This window comes from Streptomyces sp. NPDC005574 (assembly GCF_040605435.1).
Classification (GTDB): Bacteria; Actinomycetota; Actinomycetes; order Streptomycetales; family Streptomycetaceae; genus Streptomyces.
In genome coordinates, this window is the sequence record NZ_JBEXCW010000005.1 from 87,708 (window position 1) to 112,871 (window position 25,164).

The 25,164-nt window shown below is 71.9% G+C and carries 18 protein-coding genes; 9 read left to right on the forward strand and 9 right to left on the reverse strand.

What is annotated here, in order from left to right:
- Positions 1 to 75: 75 nt before the first annotated feature.
- Entirely contained in the window at positions 76 to 234 is a 159-nt protein-coding gene (locus ABZT03_RS05605; protein WP_356033896.1) for a hypothetical protein, read from the forward strand.
- Between the two features lie 16 nt (positions 235 to 250).
- Here the strand turns inward: ABZT03_RS05605 and ABZT03_RS05610 are convergent, their stop codons facing one another.
- A complete protein-coding gene (locus tag ABZT03_RS05610) occupies positions 251 to 3,295 on the reverse strand; it encodes a BTAD domain-containing putative transcriptional regulator (protein ID WP_356033899.1) in 3,045 nt (1,014 codons plus the stop codon).
- Positions 3,296 to 3,754: 459 nt separating this feature from the next.
- On the opposite strand from ABZT03_RS05610, the gene ABZT03_RS05615 reads away from it, so the two are divergent.
- Positions 3,755 to 4,561, forward strand: coding sequence for a class I SAM-dependent methyltransferase (locus ABZT03_RS05615; RefSeq protein ID WP_356033902.1), 807 nt, complete (start codon positions 3,755 to 3,757; stop codon positions 4,559 to 4,561).
- 141 nt (positions 4,562 to 4,702) lie between these two features.
- Here the strand turns inward: ABZT03_RS05615 and ABZT03_RS05620 are convergent, their stop codons facing one another.
- Both ABZT03_RS05620 and ABZT03_RS05625 read right to left on the reverse strand, forming a co-directional pair.
- A complete protein-coding gene (locus ABZT03_RS05620) occupies positions 4,703 to 5,059 on the reverse strand; it encodes an arsenate reductase family protein (protein ID WP_356033904.1) in 357 nt (118 codons plus the stop codon).
- Between the two features lie 303 nt (positions 5,060 to 5,362).
- Positions 5,363 to 6,334 carry a Clp protease N-terminal domain-containing protein gene (locus ABZT03_RS05625; protein WP_356033907.1) on the reverse strand — a complete coding sequence of 324 codons (972 nt, stop codon included), beginning with the start codon at positions 6,332 to 6,334 and terminating at the stop codon, positions 5,363 to 5,365.
- 68 nt (positions 6,335 to 6,402) lie between these two features.
- On the opposite strand from ABZT03_RS05625, the gene ABZT03_RS05630 reads away from it, so the two are divergent.
- The 3 genes from ABZT03_RS05630 (at position 6,403) to ABZT03_RS05640 (ending at position 9,944) form a co-directional block, all read left to right on the forward strand.
- A complete protein-coding gene (locus ABZT03_RS05630) occupies positions 6,403 to 6,762 on the forward strand; it encodes an excisionase (RefSeq protein WP_356033910.1) in 360 nt (119 codons plus the stop codon).
- A 338-nt stretch (positions 6,763 to 7,100) separates the two neighbouring features.
- Entirely contained in the window at positions 7,101 to 7,847 is a 747-nt protein-coding gene (locus ABZT03_RS05635; RefSeq protein ID WP_356033912.1) for a hypothetical protein, read from the forward strand.
- A gap of 777 nt (positions 7,848 to 8,624) precedes the next feature.
- Positions 8,625 to 9,944, forward strand: coding sequence for a phosphatase PAP2 family protein (locus ABZT03_RS05640; protein ID WP_356033914.1), 1,320 nt, complete (start codon positions 8,625 to 8,627; stop codon positions 9,942 to 9,944).
- 619 nt (positions 9,945 to 10,563) lie between these two features.
- Here ABZT03_RS05640 and ABZT03_RS05645 read toward each other — a convergent pair.
- Entirely contained in the window at positions 10,564 to 10,842 is a 279-nt protein-coding gene (locus tag ABZT03_RS05645) for a GlsB/YeaQ/YmgE family stress response membrane protein (RefSeq protein ID WP_356033917.1), read from the reverse strand.
- Positions 10,843 to 11,052: 210 nt separating this feature from the next.
- On the opposite strand from ABZT03_RS05645, the gene ABZT03_RS05650 reads away from it, so the two are divergent.
- Complete coding sequence (locus ABZT03_RS05650) at positions 11,053 to 11,544, forward strand: hemerythrin domain-containing protein (protein WP_356033920.1); 492 nt, start codon at positions 11,053 to 11,055, stop codon at positions 11,542 to 11,544.
- Between the two features lie 105 nt (positions 11,545 to 11,649).
- Here the strand turns inward: ABZT03_RS05650 and ABZT03_RS05655 are convergent, their stop codons facing one another.
- Positions 11,650 to 12,483, reverse strand: coding sequence for a PIG-L family deacetylase (locus ABZT03_RS05655; RefSeq protein WP_356033923.1), 834 nt, complete (start codon positions 12,481 to 12,483; stop codon positions 11,650 to 11,652).
- 407 nt (positions 12,484 to 12,890) lie between these two features.
- Positions 12,891 to 13,736: a GntR family transcriptional regulator gene (locus ABZT03_RS05660; RefSeq protein WP_356033926.1), complete on the reverse strand. Its 846-nt coding sequence runs from the start codon at positions 13,734 to 13,736 to the stop codon at positions 12,891 to 12,893.
- 419 nt (positions 13,737 to 14,155) lie between these two features.
- Between ABZT03_RS05660 and ABZT03_RS05665 the strand changes: the two genes are divergently transcribed.
- From ABZT03_RS05665 to ABZT03_RS05675, 3 genes are all read left to right on the forward strand, one after another.
- Positions 14,156 to 15,580 carry a cellulose binding domain-containing protein gene (locus ABZT03_RS05665; RefSeq protein WP_356033929.1) on the forward strand — a complete coding sequence of 475 codons (1,425 nt, stop codon included), beginning with the start codon at positions 14,156 to 14,158 and terminating at the stop codon, positions 15,578 to 15,580.
- Between the two features lie 277 nt (positions 15,581 to 15,857).
- On the forward strand, positions 15,858 to 16,589 hold the full coding sequence (locus tag ABZT03_RS05670) for an ABC transporter ATP-binding protein (protein ID WP_356033933.1): 732 nt from the start codon (positions 15,858 to 15,860) through the stop codon (positions 16,587 to 16,589).
- A gap of 261 nt (positions 16,590 to 16,850) precedes the next feature.
- Entirely contained in the window at positions 16,851 to 17,849 is a 999-nt protein-coding gene (locus ABZT03_RS05675) for an ABC transporter ATP-binding protein (protein ID WP_356034171.1), read from the forward strand.
- Between the two features lie 56 nt (positions 17,850 to 17,905).
- Here ABZT03_RS05675 and ABZT03_RS05680 read toward each other — a convergent pair whose 3' ends face one another.
- From ABZT03_RS05680 to ABZT03_RS05690, 3 genes are all read right to left on the reverse strand, one after another.
- A complete protein-coding gene (locus ABZT03_RS05680; RefSeq protein WP_356033936.1) occupies positions 17,906 to 20,761 on the reverse strand; it encodes a hypothetical protein in 2,856 nt (951 codons plus the stop codon).
- A gap of 35 nt (positions 20,762 to 20,796) precedes the next feature.
- Positions 20,797 to 24,006, reverse strand: coding sequence for an ABC transporter permease (locus ABZT03_RS05685; protein ID WP_356033939.1), 3,210 nt, complete (start codon positions 24,004 to 24,006; stop codon positions 20,797 to 20,799).
- 499 nt (positions 24,007 to 24,505) lie between these two features.
- Positions 24,506 to 25,129 (reverse strand): class I SAM-dependent methyltransferase, encoded by a 624-nt coding sequence (locus ABZT03_RS05690; RefSeq protein WP_356033942.1) that lies wholly within the window; start codon positions 25,127 to 25,129, stop codon positions 24,506 to 24,508.
- Positions 25,130 to 25,164 lie beyond the last annotated feature (35 nt).

The window sequence follows — 25,164 nt, forward strand, 5'->3', positions numbered from 1 at the left end:
GCTGTCGGCATCGGGGTCTCAGGGACACGGCCGACGGTGATCGAGACGGCAGTCCAAGCGTAGAGGTGGAATGACATGTTCGGTAAGTTCGCGATGATGGCCGTGACCGCCGCGTTCGGGGCCGCGGTGGTGTGGGGGGCGGCCGCGCCGGTGCAGTCGGCCCACCCGGCTCACGCCCCGGTCGGCCAGCGCTTCCTGGCCAATGGGACGGGTCCCGCGATCTCCACGCCCTGACGGGATCGAAACCCTTTCACAGCGTGAGTGACGGGTTGGGGAGGACTCCCATTGCCGTGAAGTGTTCGTATGCCTGGTGCCGGTGGATTCCGGATTGGCGGAATTCACCGGTTCCTTCGAGGGCTTCGGCTATTCCGTTCAGGGCGCGGGCGATCTCGATCCGGTATTCGATGGCGGTGGCATGGGTGTGCGCGCTGGTGTGCAGGGCCAGTGCCATGGGGTAGTCACCGCGCCGGCAGTGGTAGGCGCCGAGGGTGTTCTCCACGGTGGCGTTGCGTGTCGCGCATCCCTTGGACTGGATGATCCGCAGGGACTCGGCCGCGTAGTGGGTGGCCTCCTGCCCCGCCCCGAGTCGTTCGCTGGCGTCGGCGGCCAGGGCGAGGGTCAGAGCGAGGTCCTCCGGCATGCGGGACTCGTCGCCCAGTTCCAGTGCCTGCCGCAGGGGGACCAGGGCCGCGGCGGGCTGCTGCATCGCCAGATGGGCCGCGGCCAGGTCGGTCAGGGCGATGATCTCCTCGCCCCGGGCCTGCGAGTCCTGGCACAACAGTGTGGCGCGCTGTGCGGCCGCCGCCGCTTCCTCGGGGTGCCCCTGCCAGGTCAGTACGGTGCTGAGGTTGCACCAGGCGTAGGAGCGTTGGCGGTGGTCGGGCAGGTCCGCGTGCAGGGTGATGGCCCGCTCCAGGTAGCGGCGGGCCTCGCCGAGATCGCCCAGGCAGCTGTGCAGCAGCCCCAGTTGGTCCAGGCACATGGCCTCGCCGCCGCGGTCACCGAGGCGCTGCGCGATGTCGAGGGCTTCGGTGGCGGCCGTGACCCCTTCCCGGAACCGGCCGAGCTTCCACAGGACGGCCGACAGGTTCGTCAGGCTCAGGCCGAGTGTGTGCGGCTGGGCGAGTCTGCGGGCGGCGCGGACCGCGACTCCCGCGGCCCTTCGGTACTCCCGCAGATGGCTGCGCGAGTTCAGATGGAAGATCAGGTTACGGGCCAGCTGGACGGCGTGGTGGTCGAATCCTTCCTGCTCCGCGCGCTCCACGGCGGCCAGCAGCATGACGTGCTCCCGTTCGAACAGTGCCTCGGCCTGGGTGGCATCCGTGAGGGCGGGCTGCTGGAACGGCGCGGCGTCGGCGAAGCGGGCGGCGGTGCCGGCCCGCCCGGGATACAGGGTGCGACAGGCCGTTTCCGTCACCGCCAGGCAGTACTCGAGCAGGCGCCCGAAGGCCACCCGCTCCTCCCGCGGGTTCCGCCCCAGCAGCCGGCGGGTGAAGCTGCGCACCAGGTCGTGGAAGGCGTACCGGCCTGTTTCGTACTGCTCGACCAGGTTCATGTCCAGCAGGTGTTCCAGAGCGTCCTCGGCCTCCCGCACCCCCACCCCCAGCAGCGCCGCCGCCGAGTGAGCGTCGGTCTCGGCCCCGGGGTGCAGGCCCAACAGCCGCAGGGCGTCGCGCAGTTCACCGTCCAGTGCCTGGTACGACAGCTGCAGGGTCGCCTCGACGCTGTGCTCGCCCGATGCCAGCTCGTCCAGCCGCCGAGCCTCGTCACCCAGCCGGTCGACCAGGTACCGCACGCTCCAGTGGGGCCGACTGCGCAACCGGGCCGTGGCCACGCGCAGGGCCAGCGGCAGCCGGCCGCACAGCGTGCTCAGCTCCGCCACAGCCTGCGGCTCGGCCGCCGCACGCTGCTCACCGAGCGCCGTCCTGATCAGCTCCAGGCTGTCCGACGGCGACATCGTGGACAGGGACAGCCGGTCGGCGCCGTCCAGTCCGGCCAGGTGGTTGCGGCTCGCGGTCACCACCAGGCAGCCCGCCGACGCCGGTATCAGCGGCCGGATCTGAGCGGCGTCGAGGGCGTTGTCCAGGACGAGCAGCAGTCTGCGCCTGGCCACCGTGGCCCGCCACAACTGCACCCGGCCGTCGCTGTCGTCGGGGACGTGCTCACTGGGCACGCCCAGGGTGCGCAGCAACGTGCCGATGACCGTCGCCGGCCGGCGGGGTTCCTCACCGGGAGTGAAACCGCGCAGGTCGACGTAGAGCTGCCCGTCGGGGTAGCGGTCGGCGAGGCGGTGCGCGGCCCGCACGGCCAGGGAGGTCTTCCCGCTGCCGCCCATGCCGTCGATGGCCACGATGCGCACGGCCCCGTCCCCGGGCGGCTCGGCCAGCGCCAGCAGGTGGCCGAGTTCGCGTTCGCGGCCCGTGAAGTCCATGAGGTCGTACGGCAGCGTGCAGGGCGCCGCCACCGGGTGCGCCGCGCGGGCCGGCGGCTGGGCGGGGGGTACGTCCTCCTCGCGGGCCCGGGTGGCGGGCGGTGCGGGCGCGGCGAGTTCGGGGCTGTCGCGCAGGATCGCCTCGTACAGGCGCATCAGGTGGGGGCTGGGGTCGATGCCGAGTTCCTCGGCGAGGAGGTCGCGGACCTGGGAGAACTCCTTGAGGGCCTCGGCCTGGCGCCCCGAGCGGTACAGCGCCACCATCAGATGGCCCCGCAGGGTCTCCCACAGCGGGTGCTCGGTGATGAGCTCCCGCAGATCCCCGACGAGTTCCCCCGCTTCCCCTTGGGCGAGCCGGAGTTCGACGAGCTGCTCGATGGCGGCCAGCCGGCGCTCCTCCAGCACGGCGGAGGCCGCGGCGATCACCGGGCCGCCGCTGCCGGACATCACCGGGCCCCGCCACAGCGCGAGCGCGGTCCGCAGGTGCTGTGCCGCCTCGTCCACGCGGCCGCTCTCCTGTGCCTCGCGGGCCTGGCGCAGTCGCGCCGAGAACTCGCTGAGGTCCAGGTTGCCGGGGTCGACGTCGAGGCGATAGCCAGGTCCGTCGGTGGAGAGCAGGGAGTTGCCGTCGGGAATGCGCTGGCGCAGATCGGCGACCGCCTTGCGCACCTGGTGCTCGGCGGTGCGCGGGGGATGGTCGTCCCAGGCCGCCTGTACGAGCCGGGAGACCGGGACCATGCGTCCCGGCTCCAGCAGCAGGGTGGTCAGGATGCGCTGGGGGACGGGTCCGCCCAGCTTCAGCCAGATGTCGCCGACCGTGACCTCCAAGGAGCCCAAGACGGCGAAGCGAACGTCCCCACTCACGCGATTCCCCCTCGTCCCTGTCTCGCCCGAGGTTCTGCGCACAGCCCCACGGCTGACCGCAGCGTAGATCCCGGGTCTCCGGTCGCATACAAAATGCGCGCACGCACACCGGCCGACTTGCGCCCGGCAGCGAGGACAGCCTGGGGAGGGGCGTACGCCTCGCCGTCATGACCGGCCAAGGCACGCGCCAAGTTCCGCCAGTACACGGCACTTTGCGGACACCCTGCTCGGCAGCGGGGGAGCACGGATCAGCTACAGGGCTCCGAGGAGTACCTGTACGGGAGGACGGCGCGCGATCGTGAAGGGCGGCAACTGGGCGGGTCGGACGACGGAGTTGCTCCGCTGCGAGCCGTTCGCCGCCACGATCACGAGCCCGCCCGCGGGTGCCTGATCCGACAGGAGGCCGCAGGGACCGCGGGGGCCCGCTGCCGAAGCCGCCACGGGACTAGGGTCCGTCCCATGAGCGCAGATGACGCGAACCGGCGGTGGACACGGTCCATGCCCGAAGCCTACGAACGGCACCTGGTGCCGGTTCTCTTCCGCCCCTTCGCCTCCGACCTGGCCACCAGGGCGTCGGCGCTGCGGCCCCGCACTGTCCTGGAACTCGCCGCCGGGACCGGGGCGTTGACGTCGGCTCTGCTCGCCGCGGTACCCACGGTCTCGGTGGTGGCGACCGACCTCAACGAAGCGATGGTCGTCGCCGGATCGGCACGGGAGCCGCGCGCGGACTGGCGGCAGGCGGATGCCCAGCAACTGCCCTTCGAGGACGGCAGCTTCGATCTCGTGCTGTGCCAGTTCGGGGTGATGTTCTTCCCCGACAGGCCGGCCGCCTACTCCGAGGTGCGCAGGGTCCTCGCCCCGCAGGGACGGTTCCTGTTCAACAGCTGGGGCCCGCTGGCCTCGCACGGGTTCGGGGCCGCCTTCCAGGCGGCCCTGGAGGCGTCCATGTCGGACGGAGCTCCCCCCTTCCTGGAGGAGGTGCCCCACGGCTACACCGATCGGGTCGTGGTCGCCGCGGACCTCTCGGCCGCCGGACTGGCCCTCGCCACGGTCGAAGAGGTGACGCTGGAAGGCGTCGCGGAGTCGGCCGCCTCACTCGCCACCGGATTCCTCACCGGCACCCCGGTGAGCGCCGCCCTGCAGGCCCGCGAAGACGGGCATGCCCTCCAGGCCGCCATCACGCGGAGGATGACGGATGGCCTCGGCACAGGTCCGGTGACGGCGCCGATGACCGCGACCGTCTACACAGCGCACCGCCGGACATGACGTTCCAGGTCCGGTGGTGTGCCGTCACGGGGGAGGAGGAGCGGTGCGGCGGATGGGCGGCCGGGGTCATCGATCACCGCGTGGTTCGTCCGCCGGGTGCGTGAGGGTTCCTCGGCCACCCCGATCGAAGGGCCGGACTGCTCAGTCGAGGACCGACCGCACGGCCTCGGGTGATCGGCCGATCACGGTTGATCCGTCGTCGGCGGTGATGATCGGACGCTGGATCAGGATCGGGTGGGCTGCCAGGGCCTCGATCCATCGGGCACGGTGTTCGGGGCCGCGTTCCCAGGAGTCCATGCCCAGTTCGGTCGCGGTGGTCTCTCCTGTGCGGGTGATGTCCCACGGCTCCAGGCCGAGGCGTCGCAGCACCTGCTCGATCTCGTCCTTGGTCGGCGGCTGCTCCAGATAGCGGCGGACCGTGTACTGGGCGCCCTCCGCGTCGAGCAGGGACAGGGCGGAACTGCACTTCGAACAGGCGGGATTGATCCAGATTTCCATGGAGACGTGATCTTTCGGTCGCGCGCTGGACGGTTGTCGGGGGTGTAGCGGTCGGGGTCAGGAGGTTACGCCGGTCAGGGCGAGGACCGCGCCGCGGGCGCGGCCGTCGGTGCGCGGCGGGCCGAGCAGGGCGGAGGTCAGGGTGCTGGAGTCGGTGGCCCGTTCTGCCAAGAGGGAACCCCCCGAGTCTTCGACCTGGGGGGTTCGCCTGGGGCGGGTGAAGAGGACGGAGCTCGGCGCACGGTCCGCGGGGACCTGGTCGGCCTCGGGGCGCCCGACAGGTTCGGCCCGCTGACCGGCCGGTTACCTGCGGAGCCGGTGCGCGAGCACCGTACGTACGACCTTGGCCGCCTTGCTTACGGCCGATCCGTCCTCCTCTTCGGGTTCCGGTTCGAGCATGCTCCGGATCTGCAGCAGCAGGCTGTTGGTCGACCGCCAGAGCGGCACGAACAGGCCGGCGACCGGCCCGACGCCCTCGATCGGGCCGTTGGACAGCGCGGTCACCTTCTTGGCGATCGCGACCGTTGCCGGGTCTCGGAGGATCAGGTGGACCTCGTCGTCGACCAGCCGGATCTCCATCCGGCGCGCGGCGGCCTCCTCCGGGTTCGCGTCCGTCGTCGTCTCCGGATCCAGTTCGTCGATCTTGGCGGCGACCGCGTCCGGGTCGACCCCGAGTTCGCGCAGCACCTTGGCCGCCATGCTGTTCTCCGCGCGCAGCATCGCCTCCAGCAGGTGATGACTGCCGACCGGCGCGCCCCCGGCCAGCGCGCTGGCCGCGGTCACGGTGTCCTCCGTGGCAGGTGTCCCGGCCGGCCACGGGCCGACGGCGACGTCCTGCGATCCCTCCATCGATGCCAGTACCGTGGCACGGATCTTGCTGATCGGGTTGATCCGCTGGGCGAGCACCGTCGCGCCGACGCCCTCGCCTTCCCTGACCAGGGCGAGCAGGATGTGTTCCGTACCGATGTAGTTGTGGTGCAGCTGCTGCGCCTCGCGCAGGGCGAGTTCGAGGGTCTGCTTCGCGCGCGGCGCGAACGGGATGTGGCCGCTCAGCTCCTCGGTGCCGGGCGGCACCGCCGCGGCGATGTCGGCCTGCGCCGTCTCCTTGTCGTACCCGAGCTGGTGGAGGGCTTCGGCGCCCTTACTGTCCGGCACGTCGAGCAGCCCCAACAGGATGTGCTCCGTGCCGATGTAGGTGTGGTTGAGGAGTCTCGCCTGCTCCTGGGCCGCGACGACCGCCTTGCGGGCTTTCACCGTGAACCTTTCGAAAGTCATGGTTCCATGGTCCCAACCCTGTCAATACACTGCTTTTGTCAGGGTGACCGTGACGAGGGGAGGGTGTGATGGAGGGATCGTCGGACTGGGAGGACCGGCTCGCGCGGTGGCAGAACGAGCTGGAGTTGTTCGAGCGGCTGGACGAGACGCCCTGGGTGACACTGGCCAAGGCCGAGGCCGAGACCGGCGTTTCCCGCTCGGCCCTGCGGTCCTGGTATCGCAACGGCGAGATCCGGTCCCGGCTGGTGGACGGTCCGAACGGGCCCCAGCGCCTGGTCCAGCTGGACGCGGTGATCGAGCGCGCCGCCGCGTCACCGCGCATCCAGCGCAGGGCGGAGCGGGAGGTCAGCCTGGAAGCCCAGGTCACGTTGCTACGGCACCGGGTCGACCAGTTGGAGCTGCGGCTGGCCGCGCTGGAGCGGAGGTGACCGGCGGGAGCGGGACGGGGGGCGCCCGCGCCCGCGGCTTGGCTACGGCCGGGCCGCAGCGCCTGTACGGCCCGTGAGCCGTGGGGCAGACTGCGGGCATGGGAGATGTGCTCAGCAGTGGCCCTGACCGGCCGCCGTGGAGACCACCGCGGAGGCTGCTCGTTCTGGCCGCGGCCCTCGTCCCGACTGTGGCGCTGGTAGGGGGCATCGTGGTCATGAGCGGGTCCCATGAGCAGGTCCCGGCGGCTCGCGGAAGCTCGAGGCCGGCGTCGCCTTCCGGCAGCGCGTTGCCTGCGGGACCGGATGCGCGGGTGAGGGCGGGGCAGACCCCCGGACTGGTGATCACAGGGGTACCACTGGCGGAGGGCGCCACGCTGACCAGGCGTGACCGCGCCGCTCAGGCGGGCCCGTCGACAGTCGTCGTACGACACCCGGACGGGTCGTTGGGGCGGCACGGCGCGGTGGTCACCTTCCCGGTAGCAGCACCCGAGGAGGGACGCTCGGTCCGGGTCGGCGCCGCGTCCGGAAGGGCTCTCGCGCATGAGATCACGTGGCCGGTCGGAGGCTCGTACGCGCGGGTGCGAGGGGATCTGCCACGGCCCGAGCTGGTCGCCGTCGCCGCCGCGACCGATGTTGTCTCCGGGCGCCCCCACATCGATCCACCGACCGGGCTGTCGGTCAAGGCCACGGGCACGTCACGAGCGCCCTTCGTCAACGAGGCCCGGTATCACTCGAAGGACACCGGGGAGGCCGATGCGCTCTCGGGCGGCCTGACCTTCGCCGGCGTCGCCCGGTGCGGCGGCCTCGAAGACCAGTTGTACGCCGGCCGTGTCGAGACCGCGGGGACGGTCGACGGCAGGTCCGCGGTCGTGACGTCGGCGTTCGGTGGCAACGGCGCGCTCGCGTGGGAGGCGGCGCCCGGCGTCGTCGCGTACGTCGGCTACAGCGGTGCGCAACTCGACGAAGGCGCCATCGCGGCCCTGCACCGCCTGGCCGCGCGGACCCGCCTGCTCAGCCCCGAGCAGTGGCAGGCCACCAGCCCTGCGACAGGCGACCAGAGCAACGATTTCAGCCGGCCCGGCTGAGGGAGTCGAAGCCCTCACCGACTGGCTCGCGCCCGACCCGACCGCCGACTTCCTGACCGTGGGCCTTTCTGCCAGGCCACTCGCCTTTCGACGCCACTCGAAAACATGGCAGCCACCCGTCGGCGGAACCTACGGTGCGCAGCAGGACCATCCGCCGTGACGGACCTCGTCACGGTGGCAGGCAGACAGGGAGAAGACCGGAGCTGCGCCTCCCTGCTGACGACCCCTCGTAGACGATCTTCACTCAGCCTGCCGTGCCCTCCGGCCGCCCGCGCTGCCGTCCGATGCTGTGACGGGACCGGAGATCACCGTCGCCCCCCCCGTCAGACCGCGGACGGGTCGTGGGCCCGCTCCTCGCCGCATTCATCGACGAGCCGGTTTTGACCTCGTACTATGTGGGGCGCGCATCCCTACCACCGACATCCTGGACGTGATGCGGTGGCGCACAGACGCGCCGGGCTGCGGGCCGATCGGCGGCCTGGTGACGCCGTCGGGGCTGTACGGGGCGCGGCGGGGTAGAGGGACGCAGCTGGGGTGTCCGACTCCGGCCGGGTGGCGGGGGTGGTCCGCGGGTCGACGGAGTCGGGCCGGTTCGGGGGAGAGGCAGACAGGTGGTTCCAGCGAGGGCGGGCGCGTACGGACGGCTGCGGGCCCGGAACCTGTGGGCTGTCCTTTCCCTCTTACCCGGGCGGGTAGAACGGGTGGCGTGAGAAGCATCTAGTGAAGCGGTCTGAATTGATACATATACGGCGTGAACCACGAGCGGTGCTATGGGCCGTGGTGGGGGTTGCGGTTCTCGGGTTTCTCGTAGCGCTCGAATGCGCCGTACGCCACTACGGTCTGCCCGGTCCGATCACCACCCTGGGCCGAGAGGTGATATTCCCGCCCAAATCCGGCGGACTGCTGTACGCCGGAATGGCGTTGATGTTGGTGGTTCTCACCTGGCGGCAGCGGTGCATCGCACTCGGCGCGGCGATCGGCGTCGACATCGCCTTCTGGGTGGTCCGCTCGGCGGCCGGCATCAGGGTGGTCGACGGCCATCCCTTCGGCATCGGCGCGCTGTGGGTGATCCTGGGCTGTGCGGTCCTCGCCGTCACCCGCCGCACCGGCCGGGAACGCGTCCTGCTGCTGCAGGGCGTGGGGCTCGCCCTGCTGCTGATGGTGGGCCGCAAGACCGGCGACGCCTGGCTGGCGATCACCGCCAGGGCCCGGCCCATGGTCCTCGACCAGTACGTGGCGACTGCCGACCACGCGCTGGGCAACCCTTCCTGGCTCGTGGGGCGGATCGTCACCGCCTCCGGCCCGATCGGCTACAACGTCCTCGACTTCGTCTACGGCCAGCTCCCCGTCGCCGCGGTCCTCGTCGCGCTGTACCAACTGCGCGACGTGGCCGCCGATCGCCGCTTCCCACGCCACCACCTGGTGCGCACCTTCCTCCTGATCGGCCTCCTCGGGCCGGCCTTCTACATGATCTTCCCGGTGGTCGGCCCGGTCTTCGCCTACGGCACCGGCGCCGAGCACTGGCAGGGAATAAGCCTGTGGGCGGCACCCATGCCGCCCAGCGTGCCCTGGGCCGTGGCCGATGTGTGGCCGCGGGCACTGCCGCCGGTCGGCGCCCCGCACCTCATGGCGTTCGACCGGATCACCCCGCGGAACTGCATGCCGAGTCTGCACACCGCGTGGGCCACCGCGATCTTCATCCACTCCCGCAAGGGCCCGCGCGCACTGCGCTACGGCGGCACGTTCTGGCTGGTTGCCACCCTCGCCGCGACGCTCGGCTTCGGCTATCACTACGGCGCCGACCTCATTGCCGGCGTGGTGTTCACGCTCACGATCGAAGGGGCTCTGCGCGCTTACGACCACGGCTGGGACCGGTCCGGGATCCGACTGGTCGCCCACGGTTCGACGGTCTTCGTCGCACTCCTGATGTCCTACCGCTACCTGCCCGTGGAGATGGCCGTCCACCCGTGGCTGGCCGGCCCCCTGCTCCTCCTGGCCATGGCCTCGGTGGTCTACAGCTACGTACGGACCTCCGCGTCCTGGGAACCGAGGACCGTGCTCGCCCGGCAGCCGCTCCCACGACCCGAAATGGTCTGACGACGCCGAACGCCGATGGCACGCCACCGGACCGCCGACGGATGCAGCCGGTCCCAAGGATGGACGGTGGCCTGCCGTAAAGCCGGGTGTCGGTGACCGTGACGCCTGCTTCTCGTGCGCTCCCCGGGCATCGAACCGGGCCCCCGCCGCATCCGGGTCCACGCGGCAAGCCGGACGGTGCTCGTCCTGCCAGGCTCCGATCCGGCCGGGCCAACAGGCCCCGCACCTGGCGTTGTTCGCGGCCGACGTCCAATGCGGCCACAGCCGCACGACGGCAACGAAGCGTTGTCCGCTGACCTGTTGACACCCCGCGGCGCGCCTTTTGTGTTTCGCCAACGTTCCGAACGCATCGCGAGACTTCGAACAGCCGAGAGGTAGCCGCTACGCCCACCCACGGAATCACCCTGCGTCTGGCTCGGAACGCCATGCCCTGACCGGACGCGGGTCCAGGCGCGCACCGGCATGACTCGGACAGCCGGAAGCCGAGGTCGTCGGCGTTCTGTGTGTCACCGATCCACACGGGGCCGCCGTGCCTTGGTCGCCGCAGACCCCGATGGCTCCCGCCCTGGACATCAGGGGGGAGCCATCGGGGTTGTCGCCAAGTGTGTGCGTGCGGCAATTACGCGTGGCGATGCGAGTGTCGGTTGCCGGTGACGAGGCGGTAGATGAGGAGCAGGATGACGGAGCCGACGATCGCGGCGATCCAGGTGGAGAGGTCGAAGAACCCGTCGATGGAGTCGACGCCGAAGATCACCTTGCCGAGCCAGCCGCCGAGCAGACCGCCGACGATGCCGATGAGCATGGTGACGATGATGCCACCGGGGTCCTTGCCCGGCATCAGGGCCTTGGCGATGGCGCCGGCGAGCAGGCCGATGATGATCCACGCGATGATGCCCATGGTGCGTCTCCGCTTCGTCGTAAGAGTAAGAGGCTGTGTCAGTCCAACGTCTGCACCGATCACGCTCGAACAAACATCTCTGTTTTCCGTTTGCCGGCCACAGGCCCTCCGGCGTGCGGACACCTCGGGCGGGGAATGTCCCGCTGAACACGCCAGGACGGGGTACTGGGACTCGGCAAGGTCCCCTCGCACGAAAGTGACTCCCTTCCCATGGCAGAGACACGAGATGTCGTCGAACTCATCCTCCAGGACCACCGGAAGATGGAGGATCTCTTCCGCCTGATGCGCAGCGTCGAAGCCGACCGGGCCGCCGCGCTGCGGGAGTTCTCCGATCTCCTGATCGCGCACGCCCAGGCGGAGGAGGCGAAGGTCTATCCCGCCCTCAAGCGCTACAAGAAGATCGACGACGACGAGGTGGAACACGGCGAAGAGGAGCACGAGGAGGGCAACAAGGCGCTCCTGGAACTCCTTGAGGTCGACGAGGTCGGCTCCGAGGAATGGGACGAGAAGCTGGAAGAACTCGTGCAGGCCGTCACTCACCACGCGGACGAGGAAGAGCGCACCATCCTCAACGGGGCGCGCGAGAGCGTGGCCATGGAGCGCCGCGAGAAACTGGGCGAGGCGTTTCTGGAAGAGCGTGAGCGTCAGCTGAAAGCGGACTGCGGCGCCGTGGACAACGTGCGCCGCATCGTCGGCTCCTGAGCGGGCGAGGACGACCAGCCGCATCCGTTCGCCCTCCGGGTGTGCCACGGTGCCCGATCGAGCCATGATGACCATGAGCTCTCCCGGGCCCCGTGGGCGGACGGATCAGCGCAGTCCGGCGAAGAGGTCGTTCTCCGGCAAAGCCGCGCCGGTGGTGTCCTGGACACGGAGGAAGGTCTCGACGCCCATCAACTCGGTGAACCTCTCCTGGCCCATCTTGAGGAAGAAGATGTTCTCGCCCTGACTGGCATGCGCGGCCAGCGCGTCGAACTTCTGGCCGCCGAACGCGGTGGCGTCCACCCAGGTGGTGATCTCCTCCTCGGGGAGCCCGATCTCGGCCATCGCGGCGGCCTCGGCGGGATCCGGCTCCGGCATGTCCTCATGGAACTCGCGCATGATCTCGCCGAACCGCTGCATCATCGAGCGGGGCATGGTGGTCCAGTACACCTTCGGTGTCAGCGCGGTCATCTCCAGCGCCGCCATCGTGATGCGGTGGGCCTGGATGTGGTCGGGGTGGCCGTAGAAACCGTTCTCGTCATAGGTGACGACCACATCGGGCCGGTAGTGCCGCATCAGCTCCGCGAGTCGGGTCGCGCCCTCCTGCACCGGGGTCTGCCAGAAGGATCCGGGGGCGTCGTTGGTCGGCCAGCCCATCATTCCGGAGTCGGCGTAGTCCAGCATCTCCAGATCGCTGATTTTCAGGACCTCGCAGCTCGCCTCGAGTTCTTGACGGCGCATCGAGGCGACCGCCGCCGGATCGTGTCCGGGATCGCCCGGCTTGACGCCCCCCGGCCCGTCACCACAAGCGCCGTCGGTACACGTCACGAGAACCGTGCGGATGCCTTCCGCCGCGTACCGCGCGAGGACCCCTCCGGTTCCGGTGGCCTCATCGTCCGGGTGGGCGTGCACCGCCATGAGCGTCAAGGGCCGGTCATTCATGAAGCAGTCCTCCTGTGTGAAAGGCGTCGGTCCGGGTCCGCGGCGGCCGCACGAGCGGTCGCCTCTCGATATCGGATGAGGACCGGGTGTACGGCGGGTCCGAGAGCCCCGGACCACGTCGGGGCGGCCGGCCGCTCTCCGTGTTCCCCGTCCGCACGGCGCCGGTCTCCCGGTCGGTGCAACAGTGCCGGTCGGACCGTCTGTTCCCGCTCCGCACCGGAATCTGCGACGGGTGAATCTTTCCCCACATGATGGCCGTCCCTTGATCCACGCCACCCGACTCGGCCGGGCGGAGGCGGAGTGGAACTTCGCACCGTCGGGCGCGGGGCAGCGCGGAGCCCCGTCGCCGCGGCCGGCCGGTGTGGATGCTCGTTCCGGCCACGGGCCGGATGCGTGGGGCGGCCCGGTCAGCGGTCGTCCTGTACCACGCCACGGGTGGAGAAGGTGAGGGGTTCGCCTGGCATGAGGTCCCCCGGGGGAATGCCGGGGTGATGTCCGGTGTGGGCCGGATCGCGGTCGGTGCGCGGGCCTAGCGCCAGCCGGGAGACGATGCGGTAGCGGTCCCCCCGGTAGAGCGAGTGCACGTACTCCACCGGCCGGCCGTGATGGTCGGAGGTGAGCCGTTCGAAGAGCAGCGCCGGCGACAGCTCGGGCACGTCGAGCAGATCCGCCTCCGCGCGCGTCACCACGGTGGGCTCGATGGACTGCACCGCCTCGCTGACCTGCACGTCGTGCCGCTCCCGCAGGTGCTCGTACAGGTCGCCGCTCTCCATTTCGTCGCTGGTGAGGTCCGGCACCAGCTCCGCCGGGACGTGCAGGTATTCGATGGCCATGGGTGAGCCGTCCACCAGGCGCAGCCGCGCCACGTACCGGATGCGGGCCGCCGGTGAGATGCGCAGCTTGCGCCCCACCCGGGCGCCGGCCGGCAGGCTGCTGAACTGCAGAAGCCTGCTCGTCCACAGACCGGCAGCCTGCGGCAGGCTGAGGCTCTGCCGGTCCGAGACCAGTTCCTGGGTGATCTTCTCGGCGGCGACGAACATGCCCCGGCCGTGTTCGCGCACCAGCAGTCCGGCGACGACGAGCTGGTCCACGGCGGCGCGCAGGGTGGGCCTGGAGACACCGAGCTCCGCGCACAGCGTGCGCTCGGACGGGATGGCGTCACCCGGCCGGCGCTCCTCGATCAGTTCGAGGATCGCCTCGCGGACCCTCTCCCGTTTGAGTACCGCTCCGGAGGCGGCGGGGTCGATCTCCATTCGGGGGCTCTCGTTCCTCGTCGGGAGGGGCGATGGTACGGCCCCGACCGAGATTGGTCTGCTGGTAAACAGACTTTAGCCGGTCGGACGGCGGGTGATCCAGCCGCCCGATCGAGTCGGAATGCGCTCCGCCGCCGTAAATTCCCTGCGTGCGAGGGGGGTTGACGGTTGCATTGGTCCATGCCACTTTCATCCGGCACCGACTGGTAAAGCCGTGGCGAGCCAACTGGTCAAGTGTGGCGTGCTCTCCGTGTCCAGGTATCTCCGAGGTGAACCGTGACGTACCGCATCGAGGACCTGGTCGGCGCGACCGATCACCGCCGCCCCGCCCCCCGCCGAACTCTCTCCGCCCCGACGTTCCGCCACCCCCCACCTCCGATCTCCCGCGAGAAGCGGGAGGCGCAAGGAAAGGAACCCGGATGACAACCCGACCGACCACCGGCCGCCGCCGTGTCGCCCTGGCCCTGTCAACCCTGCTGGGCAGCACCGTCCTGGCAGCCGTCCCGGGGACAGCCGGCGCCGCGGCCGACGCCGTCGCCGTCCAGTACCGCACCAGCTCCACCGGAGCCACCGCCGATCAGAGCGAGCCCTGGCTCAAGGTGCGCAACACCGGCTCCTCCACCGTCCAGCTCAGCCAGGTGAAGATCCGCTACTACTTCAAGGCCGACTCCTCGGGCGCCTCCTACCGCTTCGCCTGCTCCTGGGCGGTGCGCGGGTGCGCCAACGTGACCGGCACCTTCGGCACGCTGAGCCACCCCACCGCCACCGCGGACCGCTACCTCGAGATCGGCTTCACCCCGGGAGCCGGCAGCGTCACGCCGAACGCCGACACCGGAGATCTGCAACTGCGCTTCTACCAGTCCAACTGGCAGACCCTGCGGCAGTCGGACGACTACTCGTTCAACGCCGCGCGCACGTCCTACGCCGACTGGACCAAGGTCACCGCGCAGCTCGCCGGCAGCACCGTGTGGGGAACCGCCCCCGAAGGCAACGACCCGACCGACCCCACGGACCCGACCGACCCGCCCACGGGCGGCGGCCAGACCCTCTTCGACGACTTCGGCTACACCTCCGCCACCGACCCCGCCGTCTCCGCGCATGGCTGGAACGTCCGCTCCAACTCCGGGGGCCCCGGCGTCCCCGGCGCGACCTGGGACCCCTCGAAGGTCACCTTCCCCACCGTCTCCGGCAACCCGGTCATGAACCTGCGGACCTCCACATCGGGTACCGGGGAGTCCACCAGGCAGACCGAAGTCGTCTCCAGGAGCACCAAGTTCAAGAACGGCACCTACGCGGCCCGGGTCAAGTTCGCGGACGCGCCGGCCTACGGTCCCGACGGCGACCACCTGGTGCAGACGTTCTTCACCATCAACGACCTGAAGGCCCCGATGGCCGACGACTACTCGGAGTACGACTTCGAGTACCTGCCCAACGGCGGCTGGGGCGAGTCCGGCGACATCCTCTACACGACGTCGTGGGAGACGTACAACCCCGACCCCTGGCAGGCCGTCAACCAGCACACCGAAGCCCGGCAGAGCTACGCCGGCTGGCACGACCTCGTCGTCACCATCGACAACAGCAGCATCAAGTACTACATCGACGGGCAGCTCTTCGGCACCCACGACGCCGAGTACCTGCCCGAGCGACCGATGTCGATCAACTTCAACCAGTGGCTGATCGACCTCGACGGCCAGACCTCGACCACACCGCGCGCCTACGACGAGCAGGTCGACTACGTCCTGCACGTCAAGGACCAGGTCCTCACCCCGGCCCAGGTGGCCGCCCGCGTCGCCGCGTACCGCGGCGCGGGAACCACCTTCGTCGACGAGGTCCCCTCCACCTGAGGCCCGGTCGGTCCGGCCCCGCCCGGGAGCCCGCCCGCCCTGGCGGTGCGGGGCCGGACCGACCCGTCCCGCACACGAGCCCGTGTGGCCATCCGTGTAACCACGCAGTACGGCCCACCAGTTGAGCCTTTCGGGCTCCTGGTCGGCGTCACCCACCGGGAAGGGACACGCTCGCCCGGGGTGCGCCCCTGGCCGCCCTTCCCACGTGCGTCCCGCGTACCGTACGGTGCGATGCGCGACCGCCCGGTCCGGGTGGGGGCGGGGTGGGGGAGGAACCATGAACGAGCGGTCCAGTGGTCGCGGCGCTGTCGCGGACGTCCGGACGCCGACCGGCGAGATGGTCGTGGTCGAGGACCTGCGCCGTACCTACGGCAGCGGCGACACCGCGGTGCACGCCTTGCGCGGTGTCTCGTTCAGCGTCCCGCGCGGCGAACTCGTAGCCCTCAGGGGCCGTTCGGGCTCCGGCAAGACCACCGTGCTCAACCTGGTCGGTGGCCTCGACACTCCGGACGGCGGCCGGATCGTCCTCGACGGCACGGACCTGGCCGGCCTCGGCGACGACGACCTGCTGGCGCTGCGCCGCGACCGCATCGGCTTCGTCTTCCAGTCCTTCGGCCTCATCCCGATCCTGACCGCCGCCGAGAACGTCGGAGTCCCGTTGCGCCTGCGGAAGGCTGCGGCACGCGACCGTGAGGCCCGCGTCGCTCTCCTGCTCTCCCTTGTCGGTCTCTCCGACCATGCCGACCAGCGTCCCGGCGAACTGTCCGGCGGCCAGCAGCAGCGGGTCGCGATCGCCCGCGCGCTGGCCAACAACCCGGCCCTGATCATCGCCGACGAACCCACCGGCCAGCTCGACGCCGACACCGGTCTCACCGTGATGAACCTGCTGCGCGCCGTCGTCCGCAGCGAATCCGTCACCGCTCTGGTCGCCACCCACGACACACAACTCCTCGCGCTGGCCGACCGGGTGCTGGAACTTCGCGACGGCCGCATCGTCGAAGACCTGTGACGGCGCCGCCCACGGGCCGGTGGACCGGCCTCGCCCACGGCCGATGCCCTACAGGGCGGAAGGGGTCCCGCTGGTAGCGCCTGCCACCCGCCGCGGGCGGCGCCGCGTGACTGTCCGGGACGGCGCGGCTCTCCGGCCCGCGCCCGCCGGGATCTCACCGCGCCGCATTACCCTGGCGGCTGTCCGGCAGAGTTGTCCGTAGCTTTCATCTCCTCGGGGGACCGCGTGGTAGTGCCCGAACAACCCGCCGGCGCGCCGGACTTGGACGAGCTGCGACGCCGGGCCGCCGTAGCGGCCGCCCCGCGACGCGAGGAGGGACTGGTGGTCTGCGAGAACCTGGTGCGGATCTACCAGACCGAGGGTGTGGAGGTGCAGGCCCTCCAGGGTCTGGACCTGGCCGTGGCCGAGGGCGAGATGATCGCGGTGATCGGGGCCTCCGGCTCCGGCAAGTCCACCCTGCTGGGCATACTGTCCGGCCAGGACGTGCCCACCGCCGGCGCCGCCGAGGTCGCCGGACACGACCTGCTTGCGATGAAGCGCCGCGACCGGCTCGGGTACCGGCGCGAGATCGTGGGGTTCGTCTGGCAGCAGACCTCCCGCAACCTGCTGCCCTACCTCTCGGCGGCCGAGAACGTGATGCTTCCGATGACGTACACCGGGATCAAGCGCTCCCGGCGCCGGGCCCGGGCGGAGGAACTGCTCGACCTGCTGTCCGTCGGCCACTGCCGGGACCGCACCCCCGACACACTCTCCGGCGGCGAGCAGCAGCGGGTGGCCGTCGCCGTCGCGAACGCCAACGCGCCCCGGGTGCTGCTCGCCGACGAACCCACCGGCGAACTCGACACCGCCACCAGCGACGAGGTGTTCGCCGCACTGCGCCGGGCCAACGAGGAGTTGGGCGTCACCGTGGTCGTGGTCACCCACGACGCTCTGGTGTCGGAGCAGGTCCAGCGGACCGTACGGATCCGCAACGGCCGTACCTCGACCGAGGTGCTGCGCCGGGTCGCCACCGGCGAGGACGGCGTCGAGGTGCTGACCGCCGAGGAGTACGCGGTGCTGGACGGCAGCGGCAGGCTGCAACTGCCGGGCGAGTTCACCGAGCGCCTGCACCTGCGCAAGCGCGTGCGGCTGGCTCTGGAGAGCGACCACATCGGCGTATGGCCCGACGAGGCCGCGCGGCGGGCGAAGTCCGACGCGCAGGACGCGCACATCGCGCAGGAGGCCGGCCCGAGTGCGGAGAGCGCCGAGCGCCCGCGGTAGGCGGTTCACCCGGCGGCCGCCTACCGACGGCCACCGGGTGCGGAGCCGCGAGGAGTTCACGGGAGGCGCAGCACGGTCCCCAGGCGGCGCCGGCGGGCGAGGACGGTCTCGGTGGCCGCGGCGGCCAGGATCAACGCGGTCACGCCGGCGACCAGGGCGAGGGTCAGGGAGTAGTCGGTCCGCAGCGCCGGTTGGGCCGGTCCGCCGGTGAACTGCCGCAGGTCCAGCGTCCCCGCCATGAGCCGCGGTACGAGCAGTCCGAGCAGTGTGCCGCCCACCGCCGAGGCCACGGCCAGCGGCAGCAGTTGCAGGAAGTGCACCGCTCCGGCTTGTTTCCCGCCGAGGCCGAGCGTGCGCAGGAACGAGGTGGTGCGGCTGCGCTCGTGGGAGGTGAGCGTCAGCTCCAGGGCGAGCGCGAGCAGACCGGAGAGGGCGGCCAGGCCCGAGGTGACGGCGTAGATCGTGCCGAGGCCCTGCGTCAGGCCGTCCTCCCGCAGACTGCTCAGTGTTTCGGAGCGGACGCGGATACGGGCCAGCGGACCGAGCACCTTGGCCGCCGTCGAGCGCAGTGCGGCGGGCTCGGCGGCGGGACCGTCACCCTTGAGGAGAAGGACGGTGCTCCCCGAGGACTGCCGGCCCAACAGGTCTTCGGCGCCGGCGTCGGTGATCAGCATCGGTGTCCCGGCGGGGATCCGCGCCATGACCGGCCCGAGGAGGGGGTCGCGCAGTTGCGCGGGGGTGAGGGTGCCGACCGGCTTGAGGATCAGGTCCACCGGGGCCTGCTCCGGGGCCACCACGGTGGTGGTGAGGTCGCCGGTGCGCTCCCTCGCCCGCAGGTCGGGCGAGAGGAAGGCCGGCAGCGGGACGTGCGCGCCGGCCCGGGATTTGGGCGGTGTGGCCAGCCCGGACAGCAGGGCGCCGGCCAGCGGTGACTTCGGAGCGACGCCGGCCAGTTGCCGGGGATCGACTGTGACCACCGCGACCTGGCGGATCACCGCGCCGTCGGCCTGTCCCGCCATGTCGAGGGTGCGCAGCTGCTGGAGAGCGGTCCGTGTTCCGCTGGTGGCCCCGGCCCCGGCGGCGGTGGTCGCGGTTCTGGCGGAGGTGCCGGTCCCGGACACGGTCGCGCTCGCGTCGGCACCGGTGCTCCAGGCGGCACCCGCGGCCAGGCCGTCGTCGATCGTGCGCTGCACCAGGCCGCCGAACACGGCCGTGCCCAGGGTCAGGACCAGGACGAACAGGGCCAGCCCGGTCGCCGGGGCGTCGTGGGCGGCCCGGGCCGCCCCGATGAAGCCCACCGTTCCCCGGCCGCGCCGAGCCCGCCGTAGCACCAGACGGAGAACGAGCGGGTAGATCCGCAGCAGGAGCAGTACGACGGCCAGCGCCACCAGCACCGGCACCGCGCCCAGGATCCCGTCGGGGCCCTGCGAGCGCAGCGCGACCACGCCCGACACCGTCGTGAGCAGCACGGTGAGCTCCATGACCAGGCGCCGGCCGACGACGGTGTGCGTGCGGGGGCGTCGCAGGCGGCGGGGCCCGCGCGGCTCGCGCGGCTCGCGGACCGCCAGCCAGGTCATCAGCGGCACCGTCAGTGCCACCACCGCGGCGGCGACGGCGGCGGGCACGGGTTGCGGCGATCCGGAGGCGCCCGTGGGAGCGAGAGCTCGTCCTGTGGCCCAGCCGAGGAGGGCGGCGCACAGCACCGCGGGCCAGGCGACGGCGCAGCGCAGCAGTACCAGCCGGGCTGTGGAGGCGCCCCGCGCACGTTGCAACCGCAGATGCGCCTGCCGTCGGCGCAGCAGCAGCCGTACCGCGACGATGACGGTGGCCAGGGCGACCGCGGCCAGCGCGTCGACGGCGAACGTCGCCAGCGCCCTGGCCTGCTCGTCCTGTGCGGTGAACGCGGCGAGCAGCGGTGTCAGGGAGTCGGTCACCAGCAGGGGCCCGGTGGCCTGGCCGATGACGCGGCAGCCGAGGTCACCGGTGACCCAGTCGGTCCCCTGGCACAGGGCGGCGCTCAGGTCCGCGCCGTAGCGGGACAGCGGCCCGGTCAGGGCGCGGGCCTCGTCCAGCGCCGCCCCGGACAGGTCGGCGCGCAACTGCCAGGTCACCCGCGGGCCGCCCACCCCGGCGGCGGCCAGCAGGTCGGCGGCGTCCAGACCGACGAGGCCGCGGACGTCGAGCACGGTGCCGGCGGAGTGCTCGGCCGGGTAGCGCGATGGCCGGTCCAACGTCTCGCGGCCGTTCCAGAAGTCGTCGGTCGCCGCCGTGGTGCGGTAGGTCCCGCTCACCACCAGCGTCGCGTGGGGCGCTGCGCTCTGCACCGCGGGTGTTCTGGCGAACTCGAGGGCCAGCCGGCTGCCGGTCCGGACACCCAGCGCCCGCGCGGTGGTCTGCGACAGCCCGATCTGGGGCACGGTTCCCAGTGGCGTGTGGTCGGCCGGCGCGCGACCGCTGACGTAGTGCAGGTGAGCTCGCGCGGGAGGAAGGTAGCTGACCGTCAGACGCGTGGTGGTGTTCGCGGGCCCCGGCGGCCGCGGCGAGATCAGGGACGCGGGGGCGTAGTCGTAGCTTCCGCCGGTGAAGGTCAGGTGCCTCGCGCCGGGGCCGCTGAGCTGGTCGCTGAAGATGCGGTCGGCGCCGAGGAGGCCGGACATGTCCACGGTGGGCGGCGAGGTGTCGAAGACCTCCGGAGTGGTGCTCAGGCTGATCAGGGGCGCCTGTGCCTGGGCCGCGTCGACGCGCTGCCGCAGCGCCCGGTCCTCCTGGCGGCCCGCGAGGGCGGGGGCCCAGGCGCACAGCGCCGTCAGCGCCAGGACCAGCGCGGCCAGGCAGGCCAGCGCCGGCAGGTCGCCGCGGGTCTCCCTGCGTATCAGGCGCCGCGTCATCGCCGCGCCCGCGGGTCGTGTCACCGTCCGCCCTCTCCGGTCGTGTCCGGCCCCTCGGCTCAACGGTCTTCCCCCGCTCGCAGCACGCGTCCCAGGTCCACCCGGGCCAGCAGGCGGGCCAGTGTCAGCACGACCGCGCTGATGGCCAGTGCGGTCGCCACTGCGGTCAGTGCCACGGTGCCCCAGGGCATGACCTGGGGCAGCGGCGGATAGGGGGTCCGTCCGCTGTCGTCGACGGTGACCAGCGGCAGCACGGCCGACGCCAGGACCATGCCCATCACGGCCCCCGGGATCACCGCGAACAGGGTCAGGCCCAGTTGCTCGGCGCCCAGCAGCGCGGACAGGCTCCCGGGACGGACGCCGATCGCCCGCAGCAGGGCGAACTCCTTGCGGCGCTGCCGAGTGGAGACCACGGCGTGCACGGTGAAGGCGACGACAGCGAAACCGGGGGCCAGATACCGGACCAGTTCCAGCACCCGGCGCAGCCCCCGGCGAAAGGGGTCGGCCTCCAGGGACGCGGTGGTGCGCGCCGTGGTGGTGACGCGACCCAGCGCGGGTTGCGCCTCGGCGGACGCGGCCGTGCGCTCGCTGTCGGTGCTGCCGAGCCACCAGAACGCGGGCTCCTTCTGGTCGACACCGGCCAGCGTCAGAGCGGCGGCCAGTCGGCGCTGGTCGGCGATCAGATGCCCCTGTCCGCGGCCCAGTCCGGGCCACGCGTCGACCTGGCCCACGATGCGAGCGGTGACCTGGCCGCCGCCCAGGTCCAGCGTGGTCGTGCCGCCCACGCTCAGGCGCGCTTCGCGCAGCGCTGTGGCGTCGACGCGCACCGGAAGCGGCGCCGGGCCGCCGGCCCCACCCGCCACGAGTCGCACCCGGCTGCCGGCCACCGTGGCGTAGTCGCTCTCGGTCAGGCCGCCGAAGGCGTCGCCGACTGCCGCCGAGGCCCGGATGCCGGTGCTGACGGTGGTCCGGAGCACCTGGGAGCCGCCGGCATCGATGGAGCACACCCCGGGCGTGCCGGGCACGTAGCCGCCGGCCGGCTGCCCTGTGCAGGCCCCTTTGGTGGCGTCGGAGGCGTGGGCTGTGCCGTCGGTCCAGGTCTGCCCACCGGGCAGTGGGGCGGCCCAGGTGTCCGTGGTGCCGCGCGCGCCGAGCCGGATCAGCTCCAGGTTCAGCCGCGCGGGACGCATGCCGGGCTGCGGCAGCAGGTTGACGGCCGTCACGGTCAGGGGGTACGCCCGCGGGTGGCCGCCGCTCAAGGCCACGCCGAGGGAGACCACGACGGTGTGCCGGGCTCCGTCGGCGGCGGGCAGACGGGTCGCGACGGCGCTGACGAGGCCTGAGGCGTCCTGCACGGTCAGTTCCAGGTTCGGTGCCGCGCGGTTGCCGTCGCTGCGCAGCCGCTCGTCCAGCAGCAGCGCGGTCGGCCGCCCGGGCAGTCGTATCCCGGCGACGGGTGACGGGGTGTGGGGAGCGGGCCCGCCGATCGTGCCGACCAGGTTCTCGGTGGCGCCGCCGGGCAGGTTCACCGTCGACTGCGTCACCGGGGCCACGGAGGTCACCGCCGGCAGCGCGCGATAGGCGGCGCCCAGTACGGAGGCGGGGTAGCCGTCGTCCGCCGACGGCAGGATCCGTGCGTCCGCGCCCACGGTGAACGCGGCCTGCTCGGACGCCAGGCCGCCCAGGCAGGCGAGCGCGGTGGTGGCGAAGGCGCTCAGCGACACCGCCAGGCACATCAGCACCACCGGTCCCGCGTTGCGCGCGGCGCGCCGGCTCAACTGCCAGCCGGCCAGGGCGGCGACCAGGCCCCGGCTGCGCCTGCCGAACGCGTCCAGCAGCAGGGAGGTCAACGGCAGCAGCCGCAGCAGCAGGAGCGCGGCGGCACCGGCCACCAGGGTCGGCACCAGGACCAGCACCGGGTCCGCGGACGCGCTACCGGTGCCCACGTCGGCGATCAGCGAGTGGTGCCGGCGCAACTCCGCATATCCGAGGGCCGCGACGGCCAGCAGCGCCACGTCGGCGCCCAGCCGCTGCGCGGCGGCGGCCCGTGCGCCGCGGGCCGGCCGCGACCGCGCCGACGGCAGCACGGGCAACAGCACCGCCACGGCGTGCACCAGCAGCGTCAGACCCACCACCGCCCACACGTCGGTGCCCCGGCTGCCGGGGTGCAGCAGCCCGGCCAGGAAGGGCGCCAGGCCGGCGGCCGGGACAGCGGTGAGCGCCCACTCGGCCGCCGCTCCGCGCAGCAGCCGCAGGGTGCCGGCGCCTCTGGCCCGTTGCAGCGCCAGCTCCTCGCGCCGCCGCACGGTCAGCTGACGGGCCGCCAGCACCAGGGTCGCCAGGGCGAGGACCGCCAGCATCACGCTCGGCAGGTACAGCGAAGACCGGGCCGCCACCACCGGCACCGTCAGGTGGTCGATCGCGTCCGGCAGACCGGACGCCACGTTCAGGTCGTCCAGAGACGGCTGCCGGCCCCGGAACACCGACACGCGGCTCTGGCTGCCGGAGAAGGCCCGCAGCCGGTCGTGCAGCCCGGCGAGGCTGCCCGCGTCGAGACGCGAGAGGTCGGGCTGCATGCTCCAGTGCGCCGTCAGGTGCCCGTTCAGAGCGGCGCTGCCGTTGAGGGCCGACGCGGACACCACCAGCAGGTCCTGGTCGGCGGTCGCGCCCCGGGCCAGGTCGCCGGCCATCGCGGGCCAGAAACCCACGGCACCCCTCGCCCGGAAGACGCCGGTGATCCGCAGCGTCATGGCGCGGCTGAAGGCGTCCCGCACCTGAAGGGTGGAGCCGGGTACGACGCCCAGGCGCTTGGCCAGCGCGTCGGGCACCGCCGTGTCGACCGGAGCGGTGGAGCCGGTGCCGACCCGGACATCGGGCAGCGAGGTGAACGCGCCGGCCTTGGCGTCGGCCGTGCCGGCGGGCCACCTCCCGGCGACCAACCGCGCGAACCTGCCCGCCTCCTGCACCGCGACCGGGTGCAGGCCGCTGCCCCCGGGGCCGCGCAGCGGGCCCACCACCCCGTCGATCCCCGCCACCGAGACCGGCGAGGTGCCCAGAAGGCCCACGTACGTCCGCTGCGGCACGCCGGCGAACACGCGGTCACCGGCGGCGCGCACCCCACGATCGGCGGCGGCCATGCCCCCGGCCCGGAAGGAGGCGTTGACGCTCACCTGCGCGTCGGGGTCGGCAGCCAGCCGGCGTACGGCCCCGGCCTGCACCGAAGTCCCCGCCAGCGCCGCGAGCGCGGCCAGCGCCGTCGTACACAGCACTACGGTCACCGCGACGGCGGCCAGCCCCAACCGGTGCCCGGCAGCCCGCCTGGCGACGACGGGGAGCCGCCGCCGGGCCGGGTGCGGAGTGTCCGGGCGTCGCCGCGGCGAGGACGTGAAGGCCGTGGCGACCACATGAACCCCCGCAGAATCGACCATGTGACGTTGACGGCGCGCCACAGTCCTACCAGGCGTCACACCACCACGCAACAATCGCTGATCTCACGCCACTTGGGGGCGCGGAGCGGCCGGAGCAGCCATCGGGCCCGCGAGGTCCGACCGGCCCTGCGGGCGAGTGGAACGGGCCGGCGCGGAGCGGTCGGAGTGGCTGTGTTCGGCCGCACCTGATCAGTGGGTCCTTCGGGAGGTGTCCGACCTACGGCCGCGTCAAGGTGACCCCGGTCAGCGGGAGTCGGCGTTCGCGGTCGCGCGAGGCGGCCCGGGGTCACTCAAGGGTGGCCCGGCCCTGGCGCCGGACCCTTGGAGATCCCGCACAGCACTACGGGGACACGGCCGTTCCGAGGGAGTCGGCTCCCATGGGTTTCGGGGCGCCCTTCTCGTAGAAGACGTCGATGTCCGTGATCGAGAACCCCGCGTTCGTCAGCATGTCGGCAGCGGGCCGGGTGAGGTGGCAGCCACCGAAGAGCCGCTTGTTGATCGGCTCGAGGCGGCGTTGCCAGCCGCGCATCCTCTCGTCCTGTGGCGGGGCCAGCCCGTGTTCGAGGAAGTGCAGGGTTGCTCCGGGCTTGAGGACGCGTCGCAGCTCGCGAAGGGCGGCGTCGGCATCAGGGATGGTGCACAGCGTCCACGTGGACAAGGCGGCGTCAAAACTGTTGTCCTCGAACGGCAGGGACTGACCGTCCAGGCCCGCACGTCGCACGGGGACCCTCGATCCCTTCACTCGTTCGCCGGCGAGCTTCCAGCCGAGATCGGACGGTTCGACCGCGGTCACGCCGGTGACGGAGGCCGGGTAGAAGGGGACGTTGTGGCCCGTGCCGAATCCGATCTCGACCACTTCGCCCACCAGGCCCGCGCAGACACGGCGACGCAACGGTTCAGCCGTCTTCGCCCCGCAGGCGACGTTGATGATCCGCGGCAGCACCCGCTCGGCGTAGAACCCCATGTGCGGCCTCCGTGTCTCCACTGTCAGCATGGCAC